General features: G+C 62.1%; 24 protein-coding genes and 1 tRNA gene. 15 read left to right on the top strand and 10 right to left on the bottom strand.

The features are described from left to right. Positions 1-31: 31 nt before the first annotated feature. Positions 32-835 carry an alpha/beta fold hydrolase gene (locus AC0NIL_RS10765; RefSeq protein WP_027162195.1) on the top strand — a complete coding sequence of 268 codons (804 nt, stop codon included), beginning with the start codon at positions 32-34 and terminating at the stop codon, positions 833-835. Positions 836-948: 113 nt separating this feature from the next. Continuing rightward, on the top strand, positions 949-1566 hold the full coding sequence (locus AC0NIL_RS10760) for a hypothetical protein (protein ID WP_473573585.1): 618 nt from the start codon (positions 949-951) through the stop codon (positions 1564-1566). Here AC0NIL_RS10760 and AC0NIL_RS10755 read toward each other — a convergent pair. Then, entirely contained in the window at positions 1550-2473 is a 924-nt protein-coding gene (locus tag AC0NIL_RS10755; RefSeq protein ID WP_473573586.1) for a metallophosphoesterase family protein, read from the bottom strand. The two genes, AC0NIL_RS10760 and AC0NIL_RS10755, sit on opposite strands and share 17 nt — an antisense overlap. Before the next feature lie 53 nt (positions 2474-2526). On the opposite strand from AC0NIL_RS10755, the gene AC0NIL_RS10750 reads away from it, so the two are divergent. Further along, the gene (locus AC0NIL_RS10750) at positions 2527-3021 is read left to right on the top strand and encodes an NUDIX domain-containing protein (protein ID WP_473573587.1); all 495 of its coding nucleotides are present in this window, start codon (positions 2527-2529) and stop codon (positions 3019-3021) included. Between the two features lies 1 nt (position 3022). Here AC0NIL_RS10750 and AC0NIL_RS10745 read toward each other — a convergent pair whose 3' ends face one another. Then, positions 3023-4015: a glutathione S-transferase family protein gene (locus AC0NIL_RS10745; protein ID WP_473573588.1), complete on the bottom strand. Its 993-nt coding sequence runs from the start codon at positions 4013-4015 to the stop codon at positions 3023-3025. 274 nt (positions 4016-4289) lie between these two features. Between AC0NIL_RS10745 and AC0NIL_RS10740 the strand changes: the two genes are divergently transcribed. From AC0NIL_RS10740 to AC0NIL_RS10715, 6 genes are all read left to right on the top strand, one after another. Next, complete coding sequence (locus tag AC0NIL_RS10740; protein ID WP_013529917.1) at positions 4290-4826, top strand: GNAT family N-acetyltransferase; 537 nt, start codon at positions 4290-4292, stop codon at positions 4824-4826. Positions 4827-4886: 60 nt separating this feature from the next. After that, positions 4887-5648: a 3-hydroxyacyl-CoA dehydrogenase gene (locus tag AC0NIL_RS10735; protein ID WP_013529916.1), complete on the top strand. Its 762-nt coding sequence runs from the start codon at positions 4887-4889 to the stop codon at positions 5646-5648. A 7-nt stretch (positions 5649-5655) separates the two neighbouring features. Further along, positions 5656-6831 (top strand): CaiB/BaiF CoA transferase family protein, encoded by a 1176-nt coding sequence (locus AC0NIL_RS10730; protein ID WP_473573589.1) that lies wholly within the window; start codon positions 5656-5658, stop codon positions 6829-6831. Positions 6832-6862: 31 nt separating this feature from the next. Further along, positions 6863-7642, top strand: coding sequence for a HugZ family pyridoxamine 5'-phosphate oxidase (locus tag AC0NIL_RS10725; protein ID WP_473573590.1), 780 nt, complete (start codon positions 6863-6865; stop codon positions 7640-7642). Positions 7643-7794: 152 nt separating this feature from the next. Next, positions 7795-8139 (top strand): ArsR/SmtB family transcription factor, encoded by a 345-nt coding sequence (locus AC0NIL_RS10720; protein ID WP_013529913.1) that lies wholly within the window; start codon positions 7795-7797, stop codon positions 8137-8139. Between the two features lie 164 nt (positions 8140-8303). Beyond that, the gene (locus tag AC0NIL_RS10715; protein ID WP_473573591.1) at positions 8304-9119 is read left to right on the top strand and encodes a TrmH family RNA methyltransferase; all 816 of its coding nucleotides are present in this window, start codon (positions 8304-8306) and stop codon (positions 9117-9119) included. A gap of 92 nt (positions 9120-9211) precedes the next feature. Here AC0NIL_RS10715 and AC0NIL_RS10710 read toward each other — a convergent pair whose 3' ends face one another. Beyond that, entirely contained in the window at positions 9212-10348 is a 1137-nt protein-coding gene (locus AC0NIL_RS10710) for a coiled-coil domain-containing protein (protein WP_024504506.1), read from the bottom strand. Between the two features lie 175 nt (positions 10349-10523). Then, positions 10524-11060: a DUF1134 domain-containing protein gene (locus AC0NIL_RS10705; protein ID WP_224621527.1), complete on the bottom strand. Its 537-nt coding sequence runs from the start codon at positions 11058-11060 to the stop codon at positions 10524-10526. A gap of 391 nt (positions 11061-11451) precedes the next feature. Between AC0NIL_RS10705 and chpT the strand changes: the two genes are divergently transcribed. Then, positions 11452-12081, top strand: coding sequence for a histidine phosphotransferase ChpT (gene chpT, locus AC0NIL_RS10700; RefSeq protein ID WP_024504504.1), 630 nt, complete (start codon positions 11452-11454; stop codon positions 12079-12081). A gap of 238 nt (positions 12082-12319) precedes the next feature. After that, positions 12320-12724, top strand: coding sequence for a response regulator (locus AC0NIL_RS10695; protein WP_024504503.1), 405 nt, complete (start codon positions 12320-12322; stop codon positions 12722-12724). 104 nt (positions 12725-12828) lie between these two features. Here the strand turns inward: AC0NIL_RS10695 and ctrA are convergent, their stop codons facing one another. Next, on the bottom strand, positions 12829-13524 hold the full coding sequence (ctrA, locus tag AC0NIL_RS10690; protein ID WP_006203583.1) for a response regulator transcription factor CtrA: 696 nt from the start codon (positions 13522-13524) through the stop codon (positions 12829-12831). Positions 13525-13976: 452 nt separating this feature from the next. Between ctrA and AC0NIL_RS10685 the strand changes: the two genes are divergently transcribed. Beyond that, positions 13977-14354, top strand: coding sequence for a flagellar export protein FliJ (locus AC0NIL_RS10685; RefSeq protein ID WP_013529907.1), 378 nt, complete (start codon positions 13977-13979; stop codon positions 14352-14354). A 96-nt stretch (positions 14355-14450) separates the two neighbouring features. On the opposite strand, the gene AC0NIL_RS10680 is transcribed toward AC0NIL_RS10685, so the two are convergent. Continuing rightward, positions 14451-14849 (bottom strand): winged helix-turn-helix transcriptional regulator, encoded by a 399-nt coding sequence (locus AC0NIL_RS10680; protein WP_127368630.1) that lies wholly within the window; start codon positions 14847-14849, stop codon positions 14451-14453. A 90-nt stretch (positions 14850-14939) separates the two neighbouring features. Here AC0NIL_RS10680 and AC0NIL_RS10675 point away from each other — a divergent pair, with 90 nt between their 5' ends. Continuing rightward, positions 14940-15866: an NADP-dependent oxidoreductase gene (locus AC0NIL_RS10675; RefSeq protein ID WP_275952395.1), complete on the top strand. Its 927-nt coding sequence runs from the start codon at positions 14940-14942 to the stop codon at positions 15864-15866. Between the two features lie 69 nt (positions 15867-15935). Here the strand turns inward: AC0NIL_RS10675 and sciP are convergent, their stop codons facing one another. Then, complete coding sequence (gene sciP, locus AC0NIL_RS10670; protein WP_013529904.1) at positions 15936-16211, bottom strand: CtrA inhibitor SciP; 276 nt, start codon at positions 16209-16211, stop codon at positions 15936-15938. 289 nt (positions 16212-16500) lie between these two features. Between sciP and mnmA the strand changes: the two genes are divergently transcribed. Continuing rightward, positions 16501-17691 (top strand): tRNA 2-thiouridine(34) synthase MnmA, encoded by a 1191-nt coding sequence (gene mnmA, locus AC0NIL_RS10665; protein ID WP_013529903.1) that lies wholly within the window; start codon positions 16501-16503, stop codon positions 17689-17691. A 56-nt stretch (positions 17692-17747) separates the two neighbouring features. On the opposite strand, the gene AC0NIL_RS10660 is transcribed toward mnmA, so the two are convergent. Next, positions 17748-18713 carry a Gfo/Idh/MocA family protein gene (locus tag AC0NIL_RS10660; protein ID WP_024504501.1) on the bottom strand — a complete coding sequence of 322 codons (966 nt, stop codon included), beginning with the start codon at positions 18711-18713 and terminating at the stop codon, positions 17748-17750. Between the two features lie 240 nt (positions 18714-18953). Here AC0NIL_RS10660 and AC0NIL_RS10655 point away from each other — a divergent pair. Beyond that, positions 18954-19030 (top strand) — tRNA-Met (locus AC0NIL_RS10655). Positions 19031-19211: 181 nt separating this feature from the next. Here AC0NIL_RS10655 and fghA read toward each other — a convergent pair. Next, a complete protein-coding gene (gene fghA, locus AC0NIL_RS10650) occupies positions 19212-20057 on the bottom strand; it encodes an S-formylglutathione hydrolase (protein ID WP_275952393.1) in 846 nt (281 codons plus the stop codon). Positions 20058-20269: 212 nt separating this feature from the next. Then, complete coding sequence (locus AC0NIL_RS10645; RefSeq protein ID WP_013529900.1) at positions 20270-21397, bottom strand: S-(hydroxymethyl)glutathione dehydrogenase/class III alcohol dehydrogenase; 1128 nt, start codon at positions 21395-21397, stop codon at positions 20270-20272. Positions 21398-21421: the final 24 nt, after the last annotated feature.

Below are 21421 nucleotides of genomic sequence, written 5' to 3'. Positions count from 1 at the left end.
CGCATTCTGCAATAACAAAAAATCAGCTTTCATGACCGCATCACTTTTTGCCGCCGAAGAGGGTGTTGGCTCGAAGGCCATCGTCCTGCTGCACGGTTTCGGCGGCTGCCACGATGTATGGCGCGAGGTGATTTCCGCCCTGACGCCTTCCACGCATACGCTGGCCTATGATCTGCCTGGGCATGGGATGTCGCTCGACTTTCCCGCCGCCGGTCCGGCCAGGGTGGCGGCCAAGGCCGTGCTGACCGACCTCTCGGAGCGTCGGCTGAAGCGCGTTCATCTCGTGGGCCACTCGATGGGTGGTGCCGTGGCGGCGCTGATGGCGCTGGCCGAGCCCGAAAAGATAGCCTCGCTGACGCTTCTGGCGCCGGGCGGCCTTGGCCCCGAAATCAACGGGCCGCTGTTGCGCCGCTATGCCGAAGCCGCGGATCGGTCCGAGATCCGCTCCTGCCTCTCCGTGATGTCGGGACCTTCAGCCCTGCCGCTCGAACATACGGTAGACATCCTTTGGGAAATGCGCAGGCGACCCGGCCAACTCGAAAAGCTCGTCGGGATCGCGGCCGCCATGACCGTGGACGATCGGCAAGGCGTCATCCCGCACGATCGCCTCGATCGGCTGAACATGCCGGTAATGGTGGCATGGGGAACCAGCGATGCGGTGCTGCCCTTTACCCAGGCGGATGACCTGCCGGCGCATTTTCACGTGCACCACGTGCTGGAGGCGGGCCATATGCTGGCCGAGGAAGCACCCGACCTCGTTGCCGAGATCATTCGCCGCAACACCAGCCGCCGCGCCAGGCCGCACCGCCAGAAATTCGCCGCAGCAGCAAGCTGACCTTTTCGCGCACGACGACCCTCCTGAGCATCCCGACGCCGTCGATCTCGCCAGTGCATTTTGCTGGCGGCTGTGTTAACCCAGTGTTAACCAAACCCACGAGGCAGACGCCGATGAAGGAAGCAGGCGAGAAGACCATCGACCAGTCGAAGAAACTGTCCGATGCCATCCGTGATGTCAAAAATGCCTTCGCCGACCGCGACGATGTCGTCGTCGACATGCGCGAGGCGCATCGCATGCGCCTCGATCTGCTTGCCGCCGAGCTGGCGCCGGTTTTTGCCGATGTTCCGGCCGACATGGACAATTTCGACTTTGTCGTCTCGTCGGGCTTGCAGCCGCGCCTGTGGATCGACGCCATCAGCCATGTCGCCATGGGGCGCGACCGCCGCACCTATCGCTTCCTCAAGGACACCCGCATCGGCCGGGTGGTGCTTGCCGAATCCACTGAGATGAAATCGGTTGCCGATTCCGTGACGCGCTATGTCGCCGAGCGCATCGTCGAGCGTCAGAGGATGCTGGAAGGCGGCGTCGAACCCGCCGTCGCCGGCCTGAAACGTGCGTATGTGCCAGAAGCCGAACCGCCGCTGCGCGCGACGGAGCGCAGCAAACGCTGGTCGGCCCTTCTGTCCGGGCTTGGCCTGGTCGCTGCCGGCGCACTGGTCGGCCTTGTGGTGTCGGTCGTCCTGTTCTGGGACCGCATCGTGGCCATGGTTGTCAATTTGCGGCCATAGCGGCCTCGGCGCCAAGCTCCACCGTCTGCAGATCGGATGGCGGTATGGACGGCCCGGTCAGGCCGCGCCGTGTCAGCCGGATCCGCCAGTTTCCCTTTTCACCGTCGATGTCGAACAGATTATACTGCGCCGCCGGGTGCTTGCCACCCGGCGCCTGGCCGGCGGCAGCGACACCGACCGCCGGGATCCTGACGCCTCGACCGCCGATGAAGAACAGCGACGGCAGATGCGAATGGCCGTGCAGCACAAGGTCGGCGCCATGGCGGCGAATGATCTTGTTGAAGCGGGCGATGCCGAACAGCCGCTTGTGCTGCGGGACCGAGCCGCGCACCGGTGGATGGTGGATCATGATGACGCGGAACAGCCCCTGTCCGGCAGTGTCCTGGAGGATTTTGCCGAGCCTATCCCCCTGGCCTTCCATGAAAAACCCATTGGCCATGAAGGGTGCCGTGGCGCGCGCCGTCGAGACGCCGATCAGCGCGACATTGCCGCGTACACGCAGATAGGGGAAGGCGTTGCGGTCGACCGGCGTGTTGACGCCGTCGCCGCTCATCCACGCCGCCCAGGACCGGCAGACCTTGTCGAAGGCGCCCGGCACATAGGCGTCGTGATTGCCCGGAACGACCGAAACATCATGCGGCGGCCCCAGCGTCTCCAGCCAGTGCCTGGCCATCTCGATCTCGCCGTCGAGCGCCAGATTGACCAGGTCGCCGGTGACGGCGAGGTGATCAGGCGTGTTCGCCTTGATGTCGGCGACGATCGTGTCAATGACCGCATCATGCATATGGCGGCGGCGGTTGCGCTGCCAGTTGACATAGCCGAGCACGCGCTTGGAGGCGAGATCGCGATAGGATACATCGGGGAGCGGCCCCAGATGGACATCGGAAATATGCGCGAGCCTGAACATACAACCTTCATAGGCGACCCGCGCGCGGCTTTCCACCCACGGTTTCGCTATCAATGACGAGCCCTGAAGATGCCTTCCGCCAGACCGGCTGGCCAGGGTTGAGGGCCAGGCTGTTCCATCTCTATTTCGTGCTGCGGAGGCCGATGACGCTTGGCGTGCGCGGCCTGATCCACGACACAGCGTCCAGATCCGTCTTCCTTATTCGCCATACTTATGTACCGGGCTGGCAGCTTCCCGGCGGCGGCGTCGAAGTCGGCGAGACGATGAACGAGGCGCTGGCCCGTGAACTGGCCGAGGAAGGAAACATCGCTCTGACCGCCCCGCCGGTGCTCAAATCGATGCATTTCAACCGCCGCTCCAGCCACCGCGACCATGTCGGCTTTTATCTGCTCGAGAATTTCAGCCAGACGGCGCCGAAGCTGCCGGACCACGAGATCGCCGAAGCCGGCTTCTTCCCGCTAGACCGCTTGCCGCAGGGCACGACGCCGGCGACGCTGCGCCGGATCGCCGAGGTTTTTGACGGCGAGCAGCCCTCGCCCTACTGGTAGATCAGGCCGCCGCTTTCTCGAAGCGCGCCCGGTCATGCCGTGCGGCATAATCGAGATCCGGTCCGACAGGCACGATCCGCGTCGGATTGATCGTCTGGTGGCTGCCGTAATAATGAGCCTTGATGTGATGCATGTTCACCGTCCCGGCCACGCCAGGGACCTGATAGAGATCGCGCAGATAGTTGGATAGGTTCGGGTAGTCGGCGATGCGGCGCAGATTGCATTTGAAATGGCCGACATAAACCGGATCGAAGCGCACCAGCGTGGTGAACAGCCGCCAGTCGGCCTCGGTGATACGACCACCGACGAGATAGCACTGTTTTGCCAGCCGCTCCTCCAACGTATCCAGCGCCGAAAACAGCTCGCCGAAAGCCTCTTCATAGGCGCGTTGCGTGGTGGCGAAGCCGGCGCGATAGACGCCGTTGTTGATGGCGGGATAGACCAGCGCATTGATGCGGTCGATCTCGCCGCGCAACGCCTTAGGATAGAAATCGAAGCTGGCGTCGCCCCATTCATCGAAGGCTGAATTCAGCATGCGGATGATTTCGGAAGACTCGTTGGAGACGATGGTCTGCTCCTTTTTGTCCCACAGCACCGGCACAGTCACCCTGCCCGAATAGGCGGGATCGGCCTTGGCATAGATCTGGTGCAGGAAGTCGAGGCCGTAGAGCGTGTCGCCCGTGGCGCCGTCCTCAGCTACGAACGTCCAGCCGTTGGCGCCCATGAAATGATGCACCACGGACACCGATATGATGCCCTCCAGCTTCTTCAGCGCGCGAAAGATCAACGTCCGGTGGGCCCACGGACAGGCAAGCGAGACATAGAGGTGATAGCGGCCGGGCTCGGCCTTGAAACCGCGCGTCCGGCCTTCGGCAGGCGCCCCGTCAACGGTGATCCAGTCGCGCCATTGCGACTGCGCCCGCACGAACCTGCCACCATTGTCCGCCGTATCGTACCAGCGGTCCTGCCATCTTCCTTCGACCAGCAATCCCATGCGAATCTCCTTGCGTCCTGTTGGTTGATGTAGGCGCAAGGCTGCCCTGTCGAAGACGTCAGGTGCTGAACAGACCGTCACTTGGCCGAAATGACGGACAGAAACGGCCGATTGCAGCGGCGGGAAATTGATGCTAGCGGACAATCCGCATGTTCGACTTTGCTTTGATACGGTTTGACCGACGACGAAAGGGCGCCCGCGCTTGATGAAGCGCTGACTGGCGAATGCTGCCGTTTGCAGCAACCTTTCCTCCTTGTACCGGACCGCAAAGACCATGAGCCTTGCCGACGTGAAATACCTGCCGGAAACCCCGGCGCACGACCCCGAGATCGAAGCCATCAACGACGAAGCCTTCGGGCCCGGCCGCTTTGTGCTGGCCGCCTACAAGATTCGTGAGGCCGGAGGGCACGAGCGCTCGCTGTCCTTTGTCGCCGTCAATGGCGACATCGTCGTCGCCTCGGTGCGCATGACCCGCATCGCCGCCGGTGCCGGCCGCGCATTGATGCTCGGGCCGCTCGCCGTGCGGCCGGCCTTCAAGAATCTCGGCATCGGCCGCCGGCTGGTGGCGATCGCGCTGGAGGCCGCTGCCCGGGCCGGCGCACCTGCCGTCATGCTGGTCGGTGACGAGCCCTATTACGGGCCGCTCGGTTTCAAGCGGATTCCGCGCGGCCAGATTTCGATGCCGCGCCCCGTCGACCTCGACCGGCTGCTGTCGCACGAGATCGCGCCGGGCGCGGTCGCCAGGCTCTTGGGCGAGGTCTGCCACGCCGATCAGGCCAGGGTGACCGATCCTACCGCGGCGATGGCTTGACCTTTCCCATCGATCTGGCGCCTGATCCGTCCACTGTTCCTGAGATCAAAGGATGACGTCATGAACCCGAACGGCCAGATCGCGATCGTCACCGGCGGCGGCTCCGGCCTTGGCGAGGCAACGGCGCGCGCGCTGGCCACCAAGGGAGCCCGCGTCGCCATCTTCGATGTCGGTATTGACCGCGCGGCCAAGGTCGCGGCCGAGATCGGCGGTATTGCCGTCCAATGCGACGTCAGCAGCGCCGACAGTGGGACTGCTGCCCTGGCCGACGTCGCCGCCAAGCTTGGCGAGCCGCGTATCCTGATCAATTGCGCCGGCATCGCCATCGGCGTGAAGACGATCGGCAAGGATGGTCCCCATCCGCTTGATCAGTACCGCAAGGTGATCGAGGTCAATCTGATCGGCACGTTCAACATGATCCGCCTCGTCGCCGAACGCGCGTCAAAGCTCGAGCCGCTGCCGGGCGGCGAGCGCGGCGTCATTGTCAACACCGCTTCGGTTGCCGCCTATGATGGCCAGATCGGCCAGGCCGCCTATGCGGCGTCCAAGGGCGGCGTCGTCGGCATGACGCTGCCGGTGGCGCGCGACCTTGCCCGTTCCGGCATCCGCGTCTGCACCATCGCTCCCGGCATCTTCAAGACGCCGATGATGGCCGGCATGCCGCAAGAGGTGCAGGATTCACTGGGCGCCGCCGTGCCCTTCCCGTCGCGCCTGGGCGAACCGTCCGAATATGCCGCTCTCGCCCTGCACATCATCGAGAACCAGATGCTGAACGGCGAGACCATTCGCCTCGACGGCGCCATTCGCATGGCGCCGAAATAAACCGGTCATGAGCGCCGGCCTGTCCGCTGCCGCTAAAACCGGTCCGCTGACCGGGCTGAAGGTGATCGAGATGACCGGGCTCGGCGCCGTGCCGCTGGCCGGCCTGATGCTGTCGGAGATGGGCGCGCAACTGTTGCGCATCGAACGGGCGGGGACGAGCCAGCTCCTGCCGCTGCCGGATGAGTATAACATCGACCGCCATGGCCGCGCCGTGCTGCGCCTCGACCTGAAGCGCCGTGAAGGCACCGATCTGTTGCTGCGCCTTGCCGAAAAGGCGGACATGTTGCTCGAAGGCTTTCGCCCAGGCGTCATGGAGCGGCTCGGCCTCGGCCCGGAAACGGTGCTGGCGCGTAACCCGGCGCTGATCTACGGCCGTATGACCGGCTTCGGCCAGGGCGGTCCGCTCGCCGGCCGCGCCGGCCATGACATAACCTACCTCGCCTATAGCGGCGTGCTGCACGCCATCGGCCATGCCGACGGCCGTCCCGTCCCGCCGCTCAACCTCGTTGCAGACTATGGCGGTGGCGCCATGATGCTGGTTGCCGGCGTGCTGGCCGCCCTTTTCCAACGTTCGCGCACAGGCAAGGGTGAAGTCATCGACGCCGCGATGGTCGATGGCGCCTCGATGCTGGCGGTGCCCCTGCACGCCTTGATGGCGGCCGGCTTGTGGAGCGATAAGCGCGGCGCGAACCTGCTCGATTCCGGCGCCCCGTTCTACGACACCTATGAGACGTCGGACGGACGCCATATTGCCATCGGCTGTCTCGAGCCGCAATTCTTCGCCGAATTCGCCAGGCTGCTGCCGCTCGACGAGCGCTTTGCATCCGGCCAGTACGACAAGGCCCTGTGGCCGCCGATGCGCGCCGCCATTGCCGATCGGATCCGGCAGAAACCACGCGACGACTGGGACCGGTTGTTCGCGCAAACCGATGCCTGCGTTGCACCCGTTCTGTCGCTGCAAGAGGCAAAGCACCACCCGCACAATCGGGCACGCAACGCCTCTGTGACGGCAGGTGCATTTGAGCGCCCGGCCCCGGCCCCGCGTTTCTCGAGTTCGCAACCGACATTGGCCACTATGCCCGGCGATGAGGATTTGTTGCCGTCGACAACGCTGGCACGTTTCGGCTTTGCGAAAGCCGAGATCGACGACCTTGTCAAATCCGGCTTGCTGACCGATAACTAGAGAACAAAAATCAACTTACTGCGGTGCTGCCTTGGACGAGCCGAAGAAGGACGTGATCCGTGAGACGGACGCCGAAGCGAGCCGGCTGGCGAAGACGCTTCTGCGCAGCGCCCGCTTTGGCGCCCTGGCGGTGATCGAACCGCAAACCGGCTCGCCGCTGGCCAGCAGGGTTGGCGTGGCCACCGACATCGATGGCGCACCGCTGATCCTGGTGTCGATGCTTTCGGCGCACACCGGCGCGCTGCTTGCCGACCCGCGCTGTTCCCTGTTGCTCGGCGAACCAGGCAAGGGCGACCCGCTGGCGCAGCCGCGCCTGACACTGGTCTGCCAGGCGGTAAGGATCGAGCGCGGATCGGCCGAACACGCCCGCACCGAGCGCCGTTACCTCAATCACAATGCCAGGGCGAAACTTTACGCCGGTCTCGGTGACTTTTCGATCTTTCGCCTCGATCCGCAACGCGCCAGCCTCAACGGCGGCTTCGGCAAGGCCTATCAGCTCGACCGATCGGATCTGCTCGCCAGCGGACCGGTCGTCGAGGAACTCGCGGCGCGCGAACAATCGGCCATCGACCACATGAACGCCGACCATCTCGACGCGATCGCCGTTTACGCACAGCATTTCGCCAAAGTATCCGGCAACGGCTGGCGTATTGCCGGATTCGATGCCGATGGCATGGATCTGGTGTCGGGCGACGATGCTTGCCGGGTCTTTTACCCGCAACCTCTGGGCGCAGCAGGTGAATTGCGGCACGTTCTGGTCGATATGGCGAGGGCTGGCCGAGCCATTGTCGACGCCGGGACTGAGACTTAATTATGCTGGATCAAAAGCAACACTTGAGATTTAGGTGAAATGCTCTACCTTTTAGTGACGCTGAATCGCCAGCGCCGATCGATAAGTGAATTTATGGAATCAGACGCCATTGCCCCCATGGCGTCGGGATGAACAGGAAGCATGGGGGATCGATGGTCTCGACAAAGCTAATCGTGAACGCCGAATCGGCGGCAGAGTTTCTCATGCTGATGGGCAATGAGAAGCGACTGTTGATCATGAGCTACCTCGCCGAAGGTGAAATGTCGGTGGGAGCCATAGCCGAGAAGGTGATGCTCAGCCAATCCGCCCTGTCCCAGCATCTCGCCAAGTTGCGGGCGCTCGACCTTGTCGACACCCGCCGCGACCGCCAGATGATTTACTACTCCTGCAAATCCGACGCCGTGCGAGAACTGCTTGTCATGCTGGACGGCATTTTCGGCAGCGGCAAGGATGACCTGTCCCAGATGGCGCACCGCTTGCGCCGTGCTGGAACCTGACCACACAGCCGCCGATCTCGCCGGTGATTCAGAGCGACATGCGCCGATTTGGGGCGCACAAAGCTGGCTGATTGTCCCGAATTGTCGCATCGTGCTTTCCAAACAAGGTGAGCGCCGGGAAGCGGTCCGGATTTTCGGGCCGATGCGACGGTCGCGAGGAATGCATGGATCCCATTCGCATCGACGACCCGCAAGATCCGCGCGTCGCTGCCTATCTCGACATTCGCGAGCGTGACCTCGCCGGCCGGCAAGGCCGCTTCGTCGCCGAAGGCAAGGTGGTGCTCGACCTGTTGCTCACAACTGGACGCTTTGCCGCCGAATCGGCCCTCGTCCTGGAAAACCGGCTGGCGGGTCTCGACAAGATCCTGAGCAAGGCGCCCGCCGACCTCCCGGTCTATGTGGCCACCAGCGCTGTGATGGACGCAATCGCCGGATTTCACATGCATCGCGGCATCCTGGCCATGGGCCGCAAGGGAGCGCCGCAGCCGGCCGAAGCCCTGCTCGATGGCTTGCCGCCTCGTGCGCTGGTCGTGGTGCTCGTCGGCATCGCCAACCATGACAATGTGGGCTCGATCTTCCGCAACGCCGCCGCCTTTGGCGCTGACGCGGTTTTGCTGGATGCGACGTGCTGCGACCCGCTCTATCGCAAGGCGATCCGCGTTTCGGTCGGCGCCGCGCTCAAGATCCCGTTCGCATCGTTCACCGACACCGCCGGCTTCACAACGATGCTCGCCCGACGTGGCTTCGAACAATTCGCGCTCTCGCCCCGCGGGGAGACCGACATCCGCGATGCGCAGCGCAGCGAGCGCCTGGCGCTCTATCTCGGCACCGAGGGCGAAGGCTTGCCGGACGAGCTGCTCGCAAGCCTGCACGACGTGCGGATCACCATGGCGGAAGGCTTCGACAGCCTGAATGTCGCCGCGGCTTCAGCCATCGCGCTGCACCATTTTTCGGCTAGAGCAATTCTAGGAAAAGTGTGAAGCGGTTTTCCGTCCAGAATTGCGTCAAAGCAAAGAGTTAGGGCATTTCGCCGTTTCCGTGAAACGGTGAAATGCTCTAAGGAGACCTGATCTCAGCTTGTCGCGTCAGCCTTCTGCAGCGCGCGCACGCGGTCGGCAAGACTGCGGTCACCGTTGCCGGAGCGTGCGTCCGACGGTACCGCCAATGCCATGGCGATCGGCGAACCAGGCCCCTCGAGCTTGGCCGTCAGATGGACGACCTCCGCCGCCAGCTCGTTCATCTGCTCGCGCAAGGCGGAGCTGCTGTCAGTGGCCTTGGAGGCGGCCAGTGCGGTGAGATCCGCCTTCAGCCGTTTGTTCTCGCGCGCCAGCGCCGTCAGCCTCGCCTCGAGCTGCTCACGGTCGCTATCGAGCTTGGCGATTGCCTTGTCGAAATCATCGCTCCTCGCGACATCGCCGCCCTTGCCGACCAGCCGCAAGGCTGGCGCGCTGTCCTCGGATTTCGATCTTTCGCGCATGCGTGCCAGTTCCTTTTCGCGGCGGTCGAGTTTGTCTTCTCGATCGGCAAGTGTGGCCAGCAGCCGTTCGACCTTCTTGTCGAGCTCGGCGGTCTTTTTCTTCTCGGCTTTCAGGGCGTCCCGCGCGGCCTTGCTTTCGGCCGCGATTTCCTGGCCGCGCCTGTCGGCTTCCTTGCGCTGGCCGCGCAGCATCGCAATGTCGCTGGCGAGTTTCTGCATTTCGGACTCTCGCGCCACGAGCTCGATCTGCCGGCTGCTCGAGGAAAAACTGGCGTCGTCATACATGCGCTCCAGCTTTTCCAGCTCAAGTGCGCGCTTTTCCAGCTTGCGTTCGGTTTCCTTCAGACGCTCCGAAAGCTGCTGCAACTCGCCCTCTCGCTGACGCAGCGCTTCGTTCTTCGCGCCCAGCTCGGTCAGCGCCTGGTTCTTGTCCGTCCGCTCGACCGCCAAGCCCTTCATGGCCTCGCGACCGCGATTGATCTCGACCAGTTGTTCGGCCGCCTTCTCACGCAACGCCTTGACGCTGATTTCCAGGCGGCGCGTCGTCATGGCGTATTCGGCGCGGATGCGATCCTTGTCCGCCTGGATTTCGGTCTGCGTCAGAGGGATCGAGGATTCGATGCGTTTGCGTGTAAGCGCGACCGCACGACGCCATATGGCCGGAGCCACCATGAGCGCCAGAAAGCCAGCGCAGAGAAAGCCGAGGACGAAGAACAGGACCGACTGGACCAAGTGACTACCCGTTGTGGCCGGCAAGCATCAAAAGCGCATAGATCGCTTTGACTGTGCCACGTTGACATGGCGGAAATCCAGCGTTGCGGCAAGGGTTTGCCGCAACGGTACGAGTTTAATGCATGTCGACCCAAAAGCGGTCCCGGATTGGACAACGACAGCCAAGGACTTCAGCCTAGAACGGATTCCACGTGGCCCGCTCGGTAAGCTTCAGATAGCCGAGATTGACGCCGAGCCGAGCACCGACGCCGGTGCGGATCGGCACCAGGAGAACATTGTTGTTCTTCAGCACGTTGAAGCCGACGCCCGCCACCACATAGGCTGAACCGGCAACGCCGCCATAGCGGTTGTAGAGGCTGCCCACATCATCGAGATTGTAGACCAGCATCATCACCCGCGACCCCTCGCCGCCGAAATCCCAGCCGAGCGACGGGCCTTGCCAGAACACTTTGTGGTCGCCGGCATTCTTGGTGTAGAGCGTGCCTTCGCCATAGGTCAGGCCACCGATCAGCGCACCAGAGCCCTCTTCGCCCAGCAGATAGCCGTTGGGCAGGCCGTAGGAGGCAAAAATCTTCTCGATCACCGTGGCGAGTCCGCCCGATGTGGCGCCAAAAAATTTGTGACCGGAATCGACAATCTCCTGAGCGGTGTATTCCTGGGCCCGCAGGGCTGAAGTCGAGAAGACGAGAACGCCCAGGAGCGTGACCGCCATTGAGAAGACACGGAGAAAGCTCCGGTCGTAGTATCGGGAAAACATGCTTCCAATCTCCGTCAGGGAGCACCTTCGCCGACGCCTCGCACCCCGTACGGCTCTTTTAGCCGGCCGTTAAGGGTAACTGTTAGGGGCAAATTATGCCGTAATCCTTTTTCAACCATTAAGCTCCCACATGAACATGGCGGTTCGAAGGCTGTTTGGGGTCGCTCAATTGGGGTCGGCAGCCTGCGTGAACACGCCATTTGCCACAACCACAATTTGGATTTGTTGCTGCACGCACGGGCGCTGTGTATTCAGAAAGCCTGAGGAGAGAGTGCGTGATTCGTGTGGCAGGCGACGATCGATCGCCCGGCCATGAGTTGTGAGATTTTGCAGGGATTTTTCGCCGATGGCCGATCTGTTCACCCTTTCCGCACCCGATCTGGCAGCGCTTTTGTGCAGCCGGGTCTGCCACGATATCATCTCGCCGGTCGGCGCGATCAACAACGGGCTCGAATTGCTTGATGAAGGCGGCGCCGATGAGGACGCCATGAAGCTGATCCGTCAGAGCGCCCGCAACGCTTCGGCCCGCCTTCAGTTCGCCCGCATCGCCTTCGGTGCCGCCGGTTCGGCCGGCATGTTGATCGATACCGGCGATGCCGAAGCGGTCGCCATCGCCTTCCTCAAGAACGAAAAGCCGGAACTGACCTGGAACGGGCCCCGCGCGTTGCTGCCCAAGAACAAAGTCAAGCTGCTGCTCAACCTGATCCTCGTCGCCAATGCCGCCATTCCGCGCGGCGGCAAGCTTTCCGTGACGCTGGAAAACCTTGAGACCGAGCCGCGATTCGCGCTTGCGTCGGCTGGCCCGATGCTGCGGGTGCCGCCGAAATTCCTCGAACTGCATTCCGGCCACAAGCCGGAGGAGCCGATCGACGCGCATTCCGTGCAGCCCTATTACACGCTGCTTCTGGCGCGCGAAGCCGGCATGACGATATCGATCCACGCGACGCCGGAAGAAATCGTGCTTTCGGCGGCCTGATGCGCAGCCGATAAAGCGAAGTATTTTTTCATTTAACGCTGTAATTCCAGCTCATCGACTTGAAATGCGTCCGGTCGTTCAGGCGGTGCCAAAGCATTCGTGAATAAAAGTAGGCACCTGCCCATCTTTGTAAAAATTTTACCTAACGCCTTTTCGGCTTCTTTACCAGATTGGCCTATGGTGCGTCCTGGATGCCCCCGACGCTACCGGACTGCCAGAAGGCAAAGAGGACCCGGAAATGAAACGCTGCATGTTCGTCGACGATTCAAGCGTTATCAGGAAGGTTGCAAAACGCATCCTGGGCGGCTCCGAAATGATTGTCATCGAGGCCGCCAGCGGACTTGACGCGCTGGAGATGTGCGCCGCCGACATGCCCGACATCATCGTCGTCGATGGCGCCTTGCCCGACGTACCGGCGGTCGATCTCATCCGTCGCGTCCGCGCCATGGAGAGCCCGATAAGGCCGCAGATCCTGATTTCCCTGGTCGAGCTCGATATTGCTTCGATCATGCGGGCCAAGCGAGCCGGCGCCCAGGGCTATCTCTTGAAGCCGTTCAACCGCCCGCAGCTGCTCGAGCGCTTTCGCACCTTGAAGAGCGCACCTGATTCGGCATCCTTGAGCAACTCCAGAAAAAGTGCGTGACGGTCTTCTGCTCGGAAGCCCAAAAGCAGACCGTTACCAGCCCATCATGCAAAAACCCGGCCGAAGCCGGGTTTTTTATTGAAAAGATTCGAACGATTCGTCGCTCAGGCGCTGACGCGAATGTCTTCCGGTTCGCGCAGCACATAGCCGCGACCCCAGACCGTTTCGATGTAGTTCTGACCGCCCGATGCCGCGTCGAGCTTTTTGCGCAGCTTGCAGATGAAGACGTCGATGATTTTCAGCTCAGGCTCGTCCATGCCGCCATAGAGGTGGTTGAGGAACATTTCCTTGGTCAACGTGGTGCCCTTGCGTAGCGAGAGCAACTCCAGCATCTGGTATTCCTTGCCGGTCAGGTGCACGCGCTGGCCGCCCACTTCGACTGTCTTGGCATCGAGGTTGACCACCAGGTCGCCGGTGGTGATGACCGACTGGGCGTGGCCCTTGGAACGCCGCACGATGGCATGAATGCGGGCAACCAGCTCGTCCTTGTGGAATGGCTTGGTCATGTAGTCGTCTGCGCCGAAGCCGAGGCCGCGCACCTTGTCCTCAATGCCGGCCATGCCGGAGAGGATGAGAATAGGTGTTTTGACCTTGGAAAGGCGAAGCGTTCTCAAGACCTCGTAGCCTGACATGTCAGGCAGGTTGAGGTCGAGAAGAATGATATCGTAGTCGTAGAGCTTGCCTAGATCGACACCCTCTTCACCGAGATCGGTCGTGTAGACGTTGAAACTTTCTGATTTCAGCATCAGTTCGATGCTTTGTGCGGTTGCACTGTCATCTTCTATCAGCAGAACACGCATTTTATTCCCCTTTTCTGCTGCCGGACCATTTCACGACCCGTCCGGACCCGGAGCAGTGGTTGCCTTGTGCAGAGGCTGCCATTGAATGGTTAACAAATCCTAATTTCCCGTCCATGACGGTACCAGATTTTTTAACCTCTTTCTACACCCTCTTGAATCTAATAACGAATCTCAGAACCAAATTCCTAATGCAACACATTAACAACCTGGACTAAGCGACTCCAGGGACTCATCGACGTCGCTTCCGCATCGGTGGCCGGAATTTTTACCCGGCCTTAAGTCCTGACCCGTATGATTAACAATGCCCGTAAACGAATGGTTACCGCCGGCAAAAAACTTTAGGGTTTTGTTTCCCATAGTTGGGGGAAAGCCGGTGGACACGGGTGCGGCCTGGGCGTTTCCAGGTGGTTTGGACGATAAGTGCGGGTGTGCGTTTCCGGGAGTACCGAATCATGAAGTCACGTGAAAACCTCGTTCGGCTGAAACAGTTTCAGGTGAATGAGAAGCGGCGGCAGCTGCTGCAGCTCGACATGATGATCGCCGAGTTCGAACGCATGGCCGTCGAGCTGGAGCTTCAGATTACCGCCGAGGAAAAGAAGGCCGGCATCACCGACATCAACCATTTCGCCTATCCGACCTTCGCCAAGGCGGCTCGCCTGCGCCGCGACAATCTCAGGAATTCCCAAAGCGACCTCGCCCAGCAGCGAAGCGCCGCCGAATCATTACTCGGCGAAGCTGAAGCGGAGCTTTCCAAAGCGGAAATGCTGGAATCGCGCGACACGAAGATCCGCGAAGCCGAAGTCGGTGGCCGCAGCGCCATGATCGGCTAAACCCTGCCCTTGGCGACGTCAACGCTCGCCATCGGACTGGCGCATTGTCGCGGCTTGCGGCCCGGCGGGAATACGCCCAGAAGAATGAAAACCGCCCTACGCGGCCCAATCCCCTTCATTCTCGGCAATTGCCTTTGCACGGGCATCCTTGATATCCGGCGCATGCTGCTCCGCCCATGACCTGATCTGGGTAAGCAGTCCCGCCAGGTTCTGACCGAGCTCGGTCAATTCATATTCGACGCGCGGCGGAATGACCGGAAAGATCTCGCGCCGTACCAATCCGTCGCGCTCGAGCACGCGCAGCGTCTGCGTCAGCATCTTCGGCGTGATGCCGTCAAGCTTCCGGGCAAGCTCGCCATTGCGCAGCCGGCCTTTGCGCAGCGCGCAAACCACCAGATAGACCCATTTGCTGGCCAGCATCTCCAGCACTGTGTGCGAAGGACACGTTCGCCGGAACGCGTCATAGCCGAAACCGCAATCATCTTCACTATCCATGAGGTGCGTATGTATCAGGAAGGTACATACTGGACAAGGGGCTATTACTATCCAAATGATAGTGGCATCAACCGAGCAGGAGACATCTCTATGCGTGCCGCTATCCAGAATTCCGTCGGCGGACCCGACGTCCTTGTCATCGCCGATCAGCCCGATCCCACGCCAGAGGCCGGCGAAGTGCTGGTCGGTGTCAAGGCCGCGGGCATCAATCCGGTCGATGGCGCCGTCCGTGCCGGCTACTACCCCTTGCTCGGCGAGCCGCCCTTCATCCTGGGTTGGGATATCTCGGGAACTGTCAAAGCACTCGGCGCCGGCGTCACCGGCTTCAAGATCGGCGACGAGGTGTTCGGGATGCCGCGCTTTCCCAAGCAGGCCGCCGCCTATGCCGAGTTGGTTGCCGTACCTGCCGATCAAATCACACTGAAGCCGAAGGGCGCGGGCCACCTCGAGGCAGGCGCCTTGCCGCTGGCCGGCCTCACCGCCTGGCAAGGGCTTGTTCGCCACGGCGGGCTGAAATCGGGGCAGCGCGTATTGGTGCATGCGGGAGCCGGCGGCGTCGGTCATCTGGCGGTGCAGATCGCCAAGGCGCGCGGCGCCCACGTCGTCGCCACGGCCAGCCCGGGCAAGCTCGATTTCGTCCGCAACCTCGGCGCCGACGAGGTCATCGACTACACCAAGGGCGATTTCACCGAACATGTTCGCGACATCGATCTGGTGCTGGATCCAATGGGCGGCGACCACGCCCAACGCTCGCTGAAGGTGCTCAAGCGTGGCGGCGTGCTGGTGTCACTGCTCGATGTCAGCGACGACACCAGGGCGCAGGCCAGTGCGCGCGATATTCGGGTCGAGCGTATGTCGGTCGTGCCCGACAGGGAGGGCCTGCTGGAACTGGCTCGGTTGATCGATGCCAACAAGATCACCGTCCATGTGGCGAAGAGCTTCCCACTGGACCAGGCGGGGGCCGCTCACGCCTTCCTTGCCACCAAGCCGATCGGCAAGGTTGTGCTGTCGCTCTGAGCGGAACGGTGACCGTGAAAAACAGAAGGGCGCGGAGTTAGCCGCGCCCTTCGTCTAAATTCGCAATGGTCAGTGCCGGTATTGCTGGATGCGTGTCGTGCGCAGCCCGGCAAGGCCGTATTCGTCGATCGACGCCTGCCAGGACAGGAATTCCTCGGTGGTGAGCTTGTAGCGTTGGCATGCCTCGTCCAGGCTCAAAAGCCCGCCGCGCACGGCCGCAACCACTTCCGCCTTACGCCGGATAACCCAGCGACGTGTATTGGTCGGCGGCAGATCGGCAATCGTAAGAGGGCTGCCGTCAGGCCCGATAACATATTTGACTCTCGGTCTAACCAGATCGGTCATCGTACTCTCTACAAAAAACTCAAAGACCCAATCCCCGCCACGTTACCGCCACAGCTTTAAAAATTGCCTAAGCAGACCCTAATGACTAGGTAAGGATCATGAACGCCGCGTTAGTCTTTTCGCCGGCATTTGAAACATCTGCCCGCAAACCCTGATTTGCCGGGGGAAAATGCATCCCTTGGCGAAGATCGGCCACAAACGGTGAATCGCCCTGCACGCTGGCGCGCCGGTAAAGCTTGACCTATATTCTCGACATTGGCATTGAGGCGCCGCGCAGAACGAAAGCATCATGAACAGTCTCGATCTCCCCGGACGTCCCGAAAACACCCGCATCGTCGTCGCCATGTCCGGCGGTGTCGATTCATCGGTCGTCGCCGGCCTGCTGAAACGCGAGGGCTACGACGTCGTCGGCGTCACCTTGCAGCTCTACGACCACGGCGCGGCGACGCACCGGGCCGGCTCATGCTGCGCGGGGCAGGACATCGACGATGCCCGCCGTGTCTCCGAGACGCTCGGCATCCCCCATTATGTGCTCGACTACGAGGAACGCTTCCGCAAGGCGGTCATCGATCCCTTCGCCGAAAGCTACGTCGCCGGCGAGACGCCGATCCCGTGCGTTTCCTGCAACCAGACGGTGAAGTTCGCCGACCTCCTGGCCACCGCCAAGGAGCTCGGCGCCGACGCGCTGGCCACCGGCCACTACATCCGTTCCGGCGCCAATGGCGCCCAGCGCGCGCTCTACCGTCCGGTCGACGCCGACCGTGACCAGAGCTACTTCCTGTTCGCCACCACGCAGGCGCAGATCGATTATCTGCGCTTTCCCCTCGGCGGCCTGTCGAAGCCTCAGGTTCGCGCCATCGCCGAGGAGATGGGGCTGGCGGTTGCCGCCAAGCAGGACAGCCAGGACATCTGCTTCGTGCCGCAGGGCAAGTATTCCGACATCATCGCCAAGCTGAAGCCAACTGCGGCCAATCCGGGCGACATCGTCCACATCGACGGCCGCGTGCTCGGCCGCCATGAGGGCATCCTGCGCTACACGATCGGCCAGCGCCGTGGCATCGGCATCGCTTCGGGCGAACCGCTTTACGTCGTCCATCTCGATGCCGACCGGGCTCGCGTCGTGGTTGGCCCGCGCGAGGCGCTGGAGACGCACAAGATCTATCTGCGCAATATGAACTGGCTGGGCGACGGACCGCTCACAGACGTCCCTGCCGGCGGCCTGGAACTGTTCGCCAAGGTCCGCTCGACGCGGCCGCCGCGCCCGGCCGTGCTGCATCATCGTGCCGGTGCCACATGGGTGGAACTGGTCGACGGCGAGTCCGGCATCGCGCCGGGCCAGGCCTGCGTGCTCTACTCCGATGACGGCAACGAAGCCCGCGTGTTCGGCGGCGGCTTCATCGAGCGATCGGAGCGTGGCGCCGAGGCCGAGGCCATGCTGACCCGGCTTGCCGCCCGGCCGGCCCAGATTCCCGCGGAATAAGATTCCCGCGGAATAAGATTCTTGCCGAATAAGTTTCCTGCCGAATAATCCGCGCTTCAGGAATTCGACTTGGTGTGGGTGACCGTGCCGGCGGTCAGGATGCGCAGCACCCGGATCGCTTCCTCGCCGCTGGTACGCGGTTCGGCACGCGTCTCGATGCACTGGATGAAATGCTCCAGCTCGCGCGTCAGCGGCATGCCCTGGGCAACCGCGACATAGGACGGCTCATTGGTGGTGAAGGCCCATTGGCCGCTGTCCTGCCACACCGCGTGGCGGTAGACGGCCAGCTTGCGTTCCCATGGCTCGACGTCGTCGAACACCGCCATTGCCTTGGTGCCGACCACGGTCAGCCGCCGCTCGCGATAGGGATTGAGACGCGAGGTGAAGAGATGGCTGCGCAGGCCGTTGGGGAAGCGCATGTGCAGATGCGCGAAGTCGCTGAGATTGTCGAGCAGGGCGGCCCCCTCGCCGCGCACCTCGATCGGCTCTGTGCCGGTGATCGCCAGGATCATCGACAGATCGTGCGGCGCCAGGTCCCACAGCGCGTCGTTCTCTGTGTGGAACTTGCCGAGGCCGAGCCGGTGAGAGTGGATGTAGCGGACCTCCCCGAGTTCGCCCTTGTCGATCAGCCCCTTCAGCGTCTCGAAGGCGGGGTGGAACCGCAGGACATGGCCAACCATGAAGACGCGGCCATTGTCCTTGGCCGCCTGCACCGCACGCTCGGCATCCGCCACCGTCAGCGCGATCGGCTTTTCCACCAGCACGTCCTTGCCGCTCTCGACGGCACGTACCGCAAGGTCGGCATGGAATTGCGGCGGCAGCGCCATGACGATGGCGTCGATATCGTCACGGACGAACAGCTGGTCCGGCTCGATCGCCAGGCAGTCCTGCTCGCTGGCAAAGCCTTCCGCGCGGGCCCGGTTGGTATCGGAGACCGCGTGCAGCGCGCCGAGCGCCTTGAGAGTGCGGATGTGGTTGCTGCCCCAGTATCCGCAACCGAGGACTGCTATGCGCGGCTTCATCTGTTTCAAACTCTAAAAACTCGTGGCCGAGACATAGCGACGTGCCCCTTCGAACTCAACCCCGGCGGCGACAACCAAATGTCGCCGCGGCAAAGCTTTTCGATAATGACGATAAGCCGGCAAGCCGGTTGCTTCGAAGCTTGACAGGCTCACCTTCCCAACCTTATATCCGCGCGACCTTGGCGAACGCCCCCGACATGCCTTTCGATTTGAGGCGGATTTCGGGCCTTTCGCCGCCCTGGCGGGGTAGCTCAGTTGGTTAGAGCACGGGAATCATAATCCTGGGGTCGGGGGTTCAAGTCCCTCTCCCGCTACCAAAATCCAGTTAAACCATTGAAATGGCTAAAAATTTATACGCGTTGGTAGCGCTTCCGGTTGAAATTGTTCAACAATTTCAATGCGGCGCCATCGTGTTCCTCGCCCCGGTAGAGACAAGAAAGAGTAACGCGGTCCTCGCTTGGACGAGGATTAATCCGATTGCATCGCTCGGACCTCGACCTATGCAAGCCGTTCCGCATGCCATCTCAAATGGTCGTCCATGAATGTCGAAATGAAGAAATACGAATGGTCGTATCCGTCCTGCATGCGCAACGTCAGCGGAATGCCGGCTTTGGCGCAGACCGCCTCTAATAGCCAGGGTCTCAGCCCGTCATTCAGGAACCCGTCCGATGTTCCCTGATCGATGAGAAATTCCGGGAAGCGGCGCCCGTCTTCAACAAGCGAAGTAGCGTCGTAGGCCCGCCACGAGGCCTCATCCGTGCCGAGATATTTTTCGAAAGCCGGCCTTGACCAGCCGGCAGCGCTTGGCTGCACGATCGGCGCAAATGCCGAGCAACTCCTGAACCGCTGCGGGTTTTTCAAAGCAATCGTCAGCGCGCCGTGTCCGCCCATCGAATGGCCCGTTATGGCTTGGCGCGACATGTCTGCCGGAAAATTAGCGGCGATCAGCGTGGATAGTTCCTCGACGAGGTAGGAATACATCCGGTAGTTCTTCGCATAAGGCTCCTGCGTTGCATCAAGATAAAAGCCGGCGCCGCCGCCAAACTGCCAATTGTCCTTTTCATCAGGGATGTCGGCGCCGCGCGGACTGGTGTCTGGACAGACGACGATCAGGCCAAGTTCGGCGGCCATGCGCCTGTATTCGCCTTTGTCCATGACATTTTGATGGGTGCAGGTCAGTCCCGACAAATACCACACCACGGGGCAAGGCGTTTCCCGGGCCTGTGGAGGCACGAAAACGGCAAACGTCATGTCGCAGCAGCAACTCGTCGACAGGTGCGAATAGATGCCCTGCACTCCGCCATGGGATTTTGCCTGGGAGATGGTCTTCATGGGTTCCGGCATATTCCCTCTCCACGGATTTCAAACACCAATGGGCCGGTGTCTACGGCATCGACATTGATCGCGGCAACCCGGGCGGATCAGGTGGGGTCGAACCGACCGGCGGCGCGGACATCCGGAATGTCAGTCGCGCCGCCGGCCTAACGCCCGATGTCGGGGAGGCACGGTATTTTGGGAACACAGAGCCTTCGACGCGAGCGTGTCGTGTGAGCCGGTCAGTAAACCACGACGCTGCGAATGCTCTCCCCGGCATGCATGAGATCGAAACCCTTGTTGATGTCCTCGAGCTTGAGCGTGTGGGTGATCATAGGGTCGATCTGGATCTTGCCGTCCATGTACCAGTCGACGATCTTCGGCACATCGGTGCGGCCGCGCGCGCCGCCGAAGGCGGTGCCCATCCAGGTGCGGCCGGTGACCAGCTGGAACGGCCGCGTCGAGATCTCCTGGCCGGCGCCGGCCACGCCGATGACCACCGACTTGCCCCAGCCGCGATGCGAGGCTTCGAGCGCCTGACGCATGACCTTGGTGCTGCCGGTGCAGTCGAATGTGTAGTCGGCGCCGCCGATCTGGTCGGCGCCACGCTTGGTCATGTTGACGAGGTAGGGCACGACATCGCCGTCGATCTCCTTCGGATTGACGAAATGCGTCATGCCGAAGCGCTCGCCCCACTCCTTCTTGTCGTTGTTCAAATCGACGCCGATGATCATGTCGGCGCCGGCAAGTTTCAGGCCCTGGATGACATTGAGGCCGATGCCGCCGAGGCCGAAGACGACCGCGGTGGCGCCGATCTCGACCTTGGCGGTGTTGATCACGGCACCGATGCCGGTGGTGACGCCGCAGCCGATGTAGCAGATCTTGTCGAAGGGCGCGTCCGGATTGACCTTGGCCAGTGCGATCTCGGGCAGCACGGTGAAGTTGGAGAAGGTCGAGCAGCCCATATAGTGAAAGATCTTGTCCTTGCCGATCGAGAAGCGCGACGAACCATCGGGCATCAGGCCCTGGCCCTGCGTGGCGCGGATCGCCGTGCAGAGGTTCGTCTTTCTCGACAGGCAGGACGGGCACTGGCGGCATTCGGGCGTATAGAGCGGGATGACGTGGTCGCCCTTCTTGAGCGAGGTGACACCCTTGCCGACATCGACGACGACGCCGGCGCCTTCATGGCCGAGGATGGCCGGAAACAGACCTTCCGGATCGGCGCCCGACAGTGTGAATTCGTCGGTGTGGCAAATGCCTGTCGCCTTGATCTCGACCAGCACTTCGCCCTCGCGCGGGCCCTCGAGGTCGACCTCCATGATCTCCAGCGGCTTTCCGGCGGCGACAGCGACAGCGGCGCGGGTTTTCATTCTTTTTCTCTCCCAAATCTCTAT

The organism is Mesorhizobium sp. WSM1343 (assembly GCF_055901535.1).
Note: the sequence above shows the minus strand (reverse complement) of the source record. Positions and strands in the feature narration are given on the sequence as shown.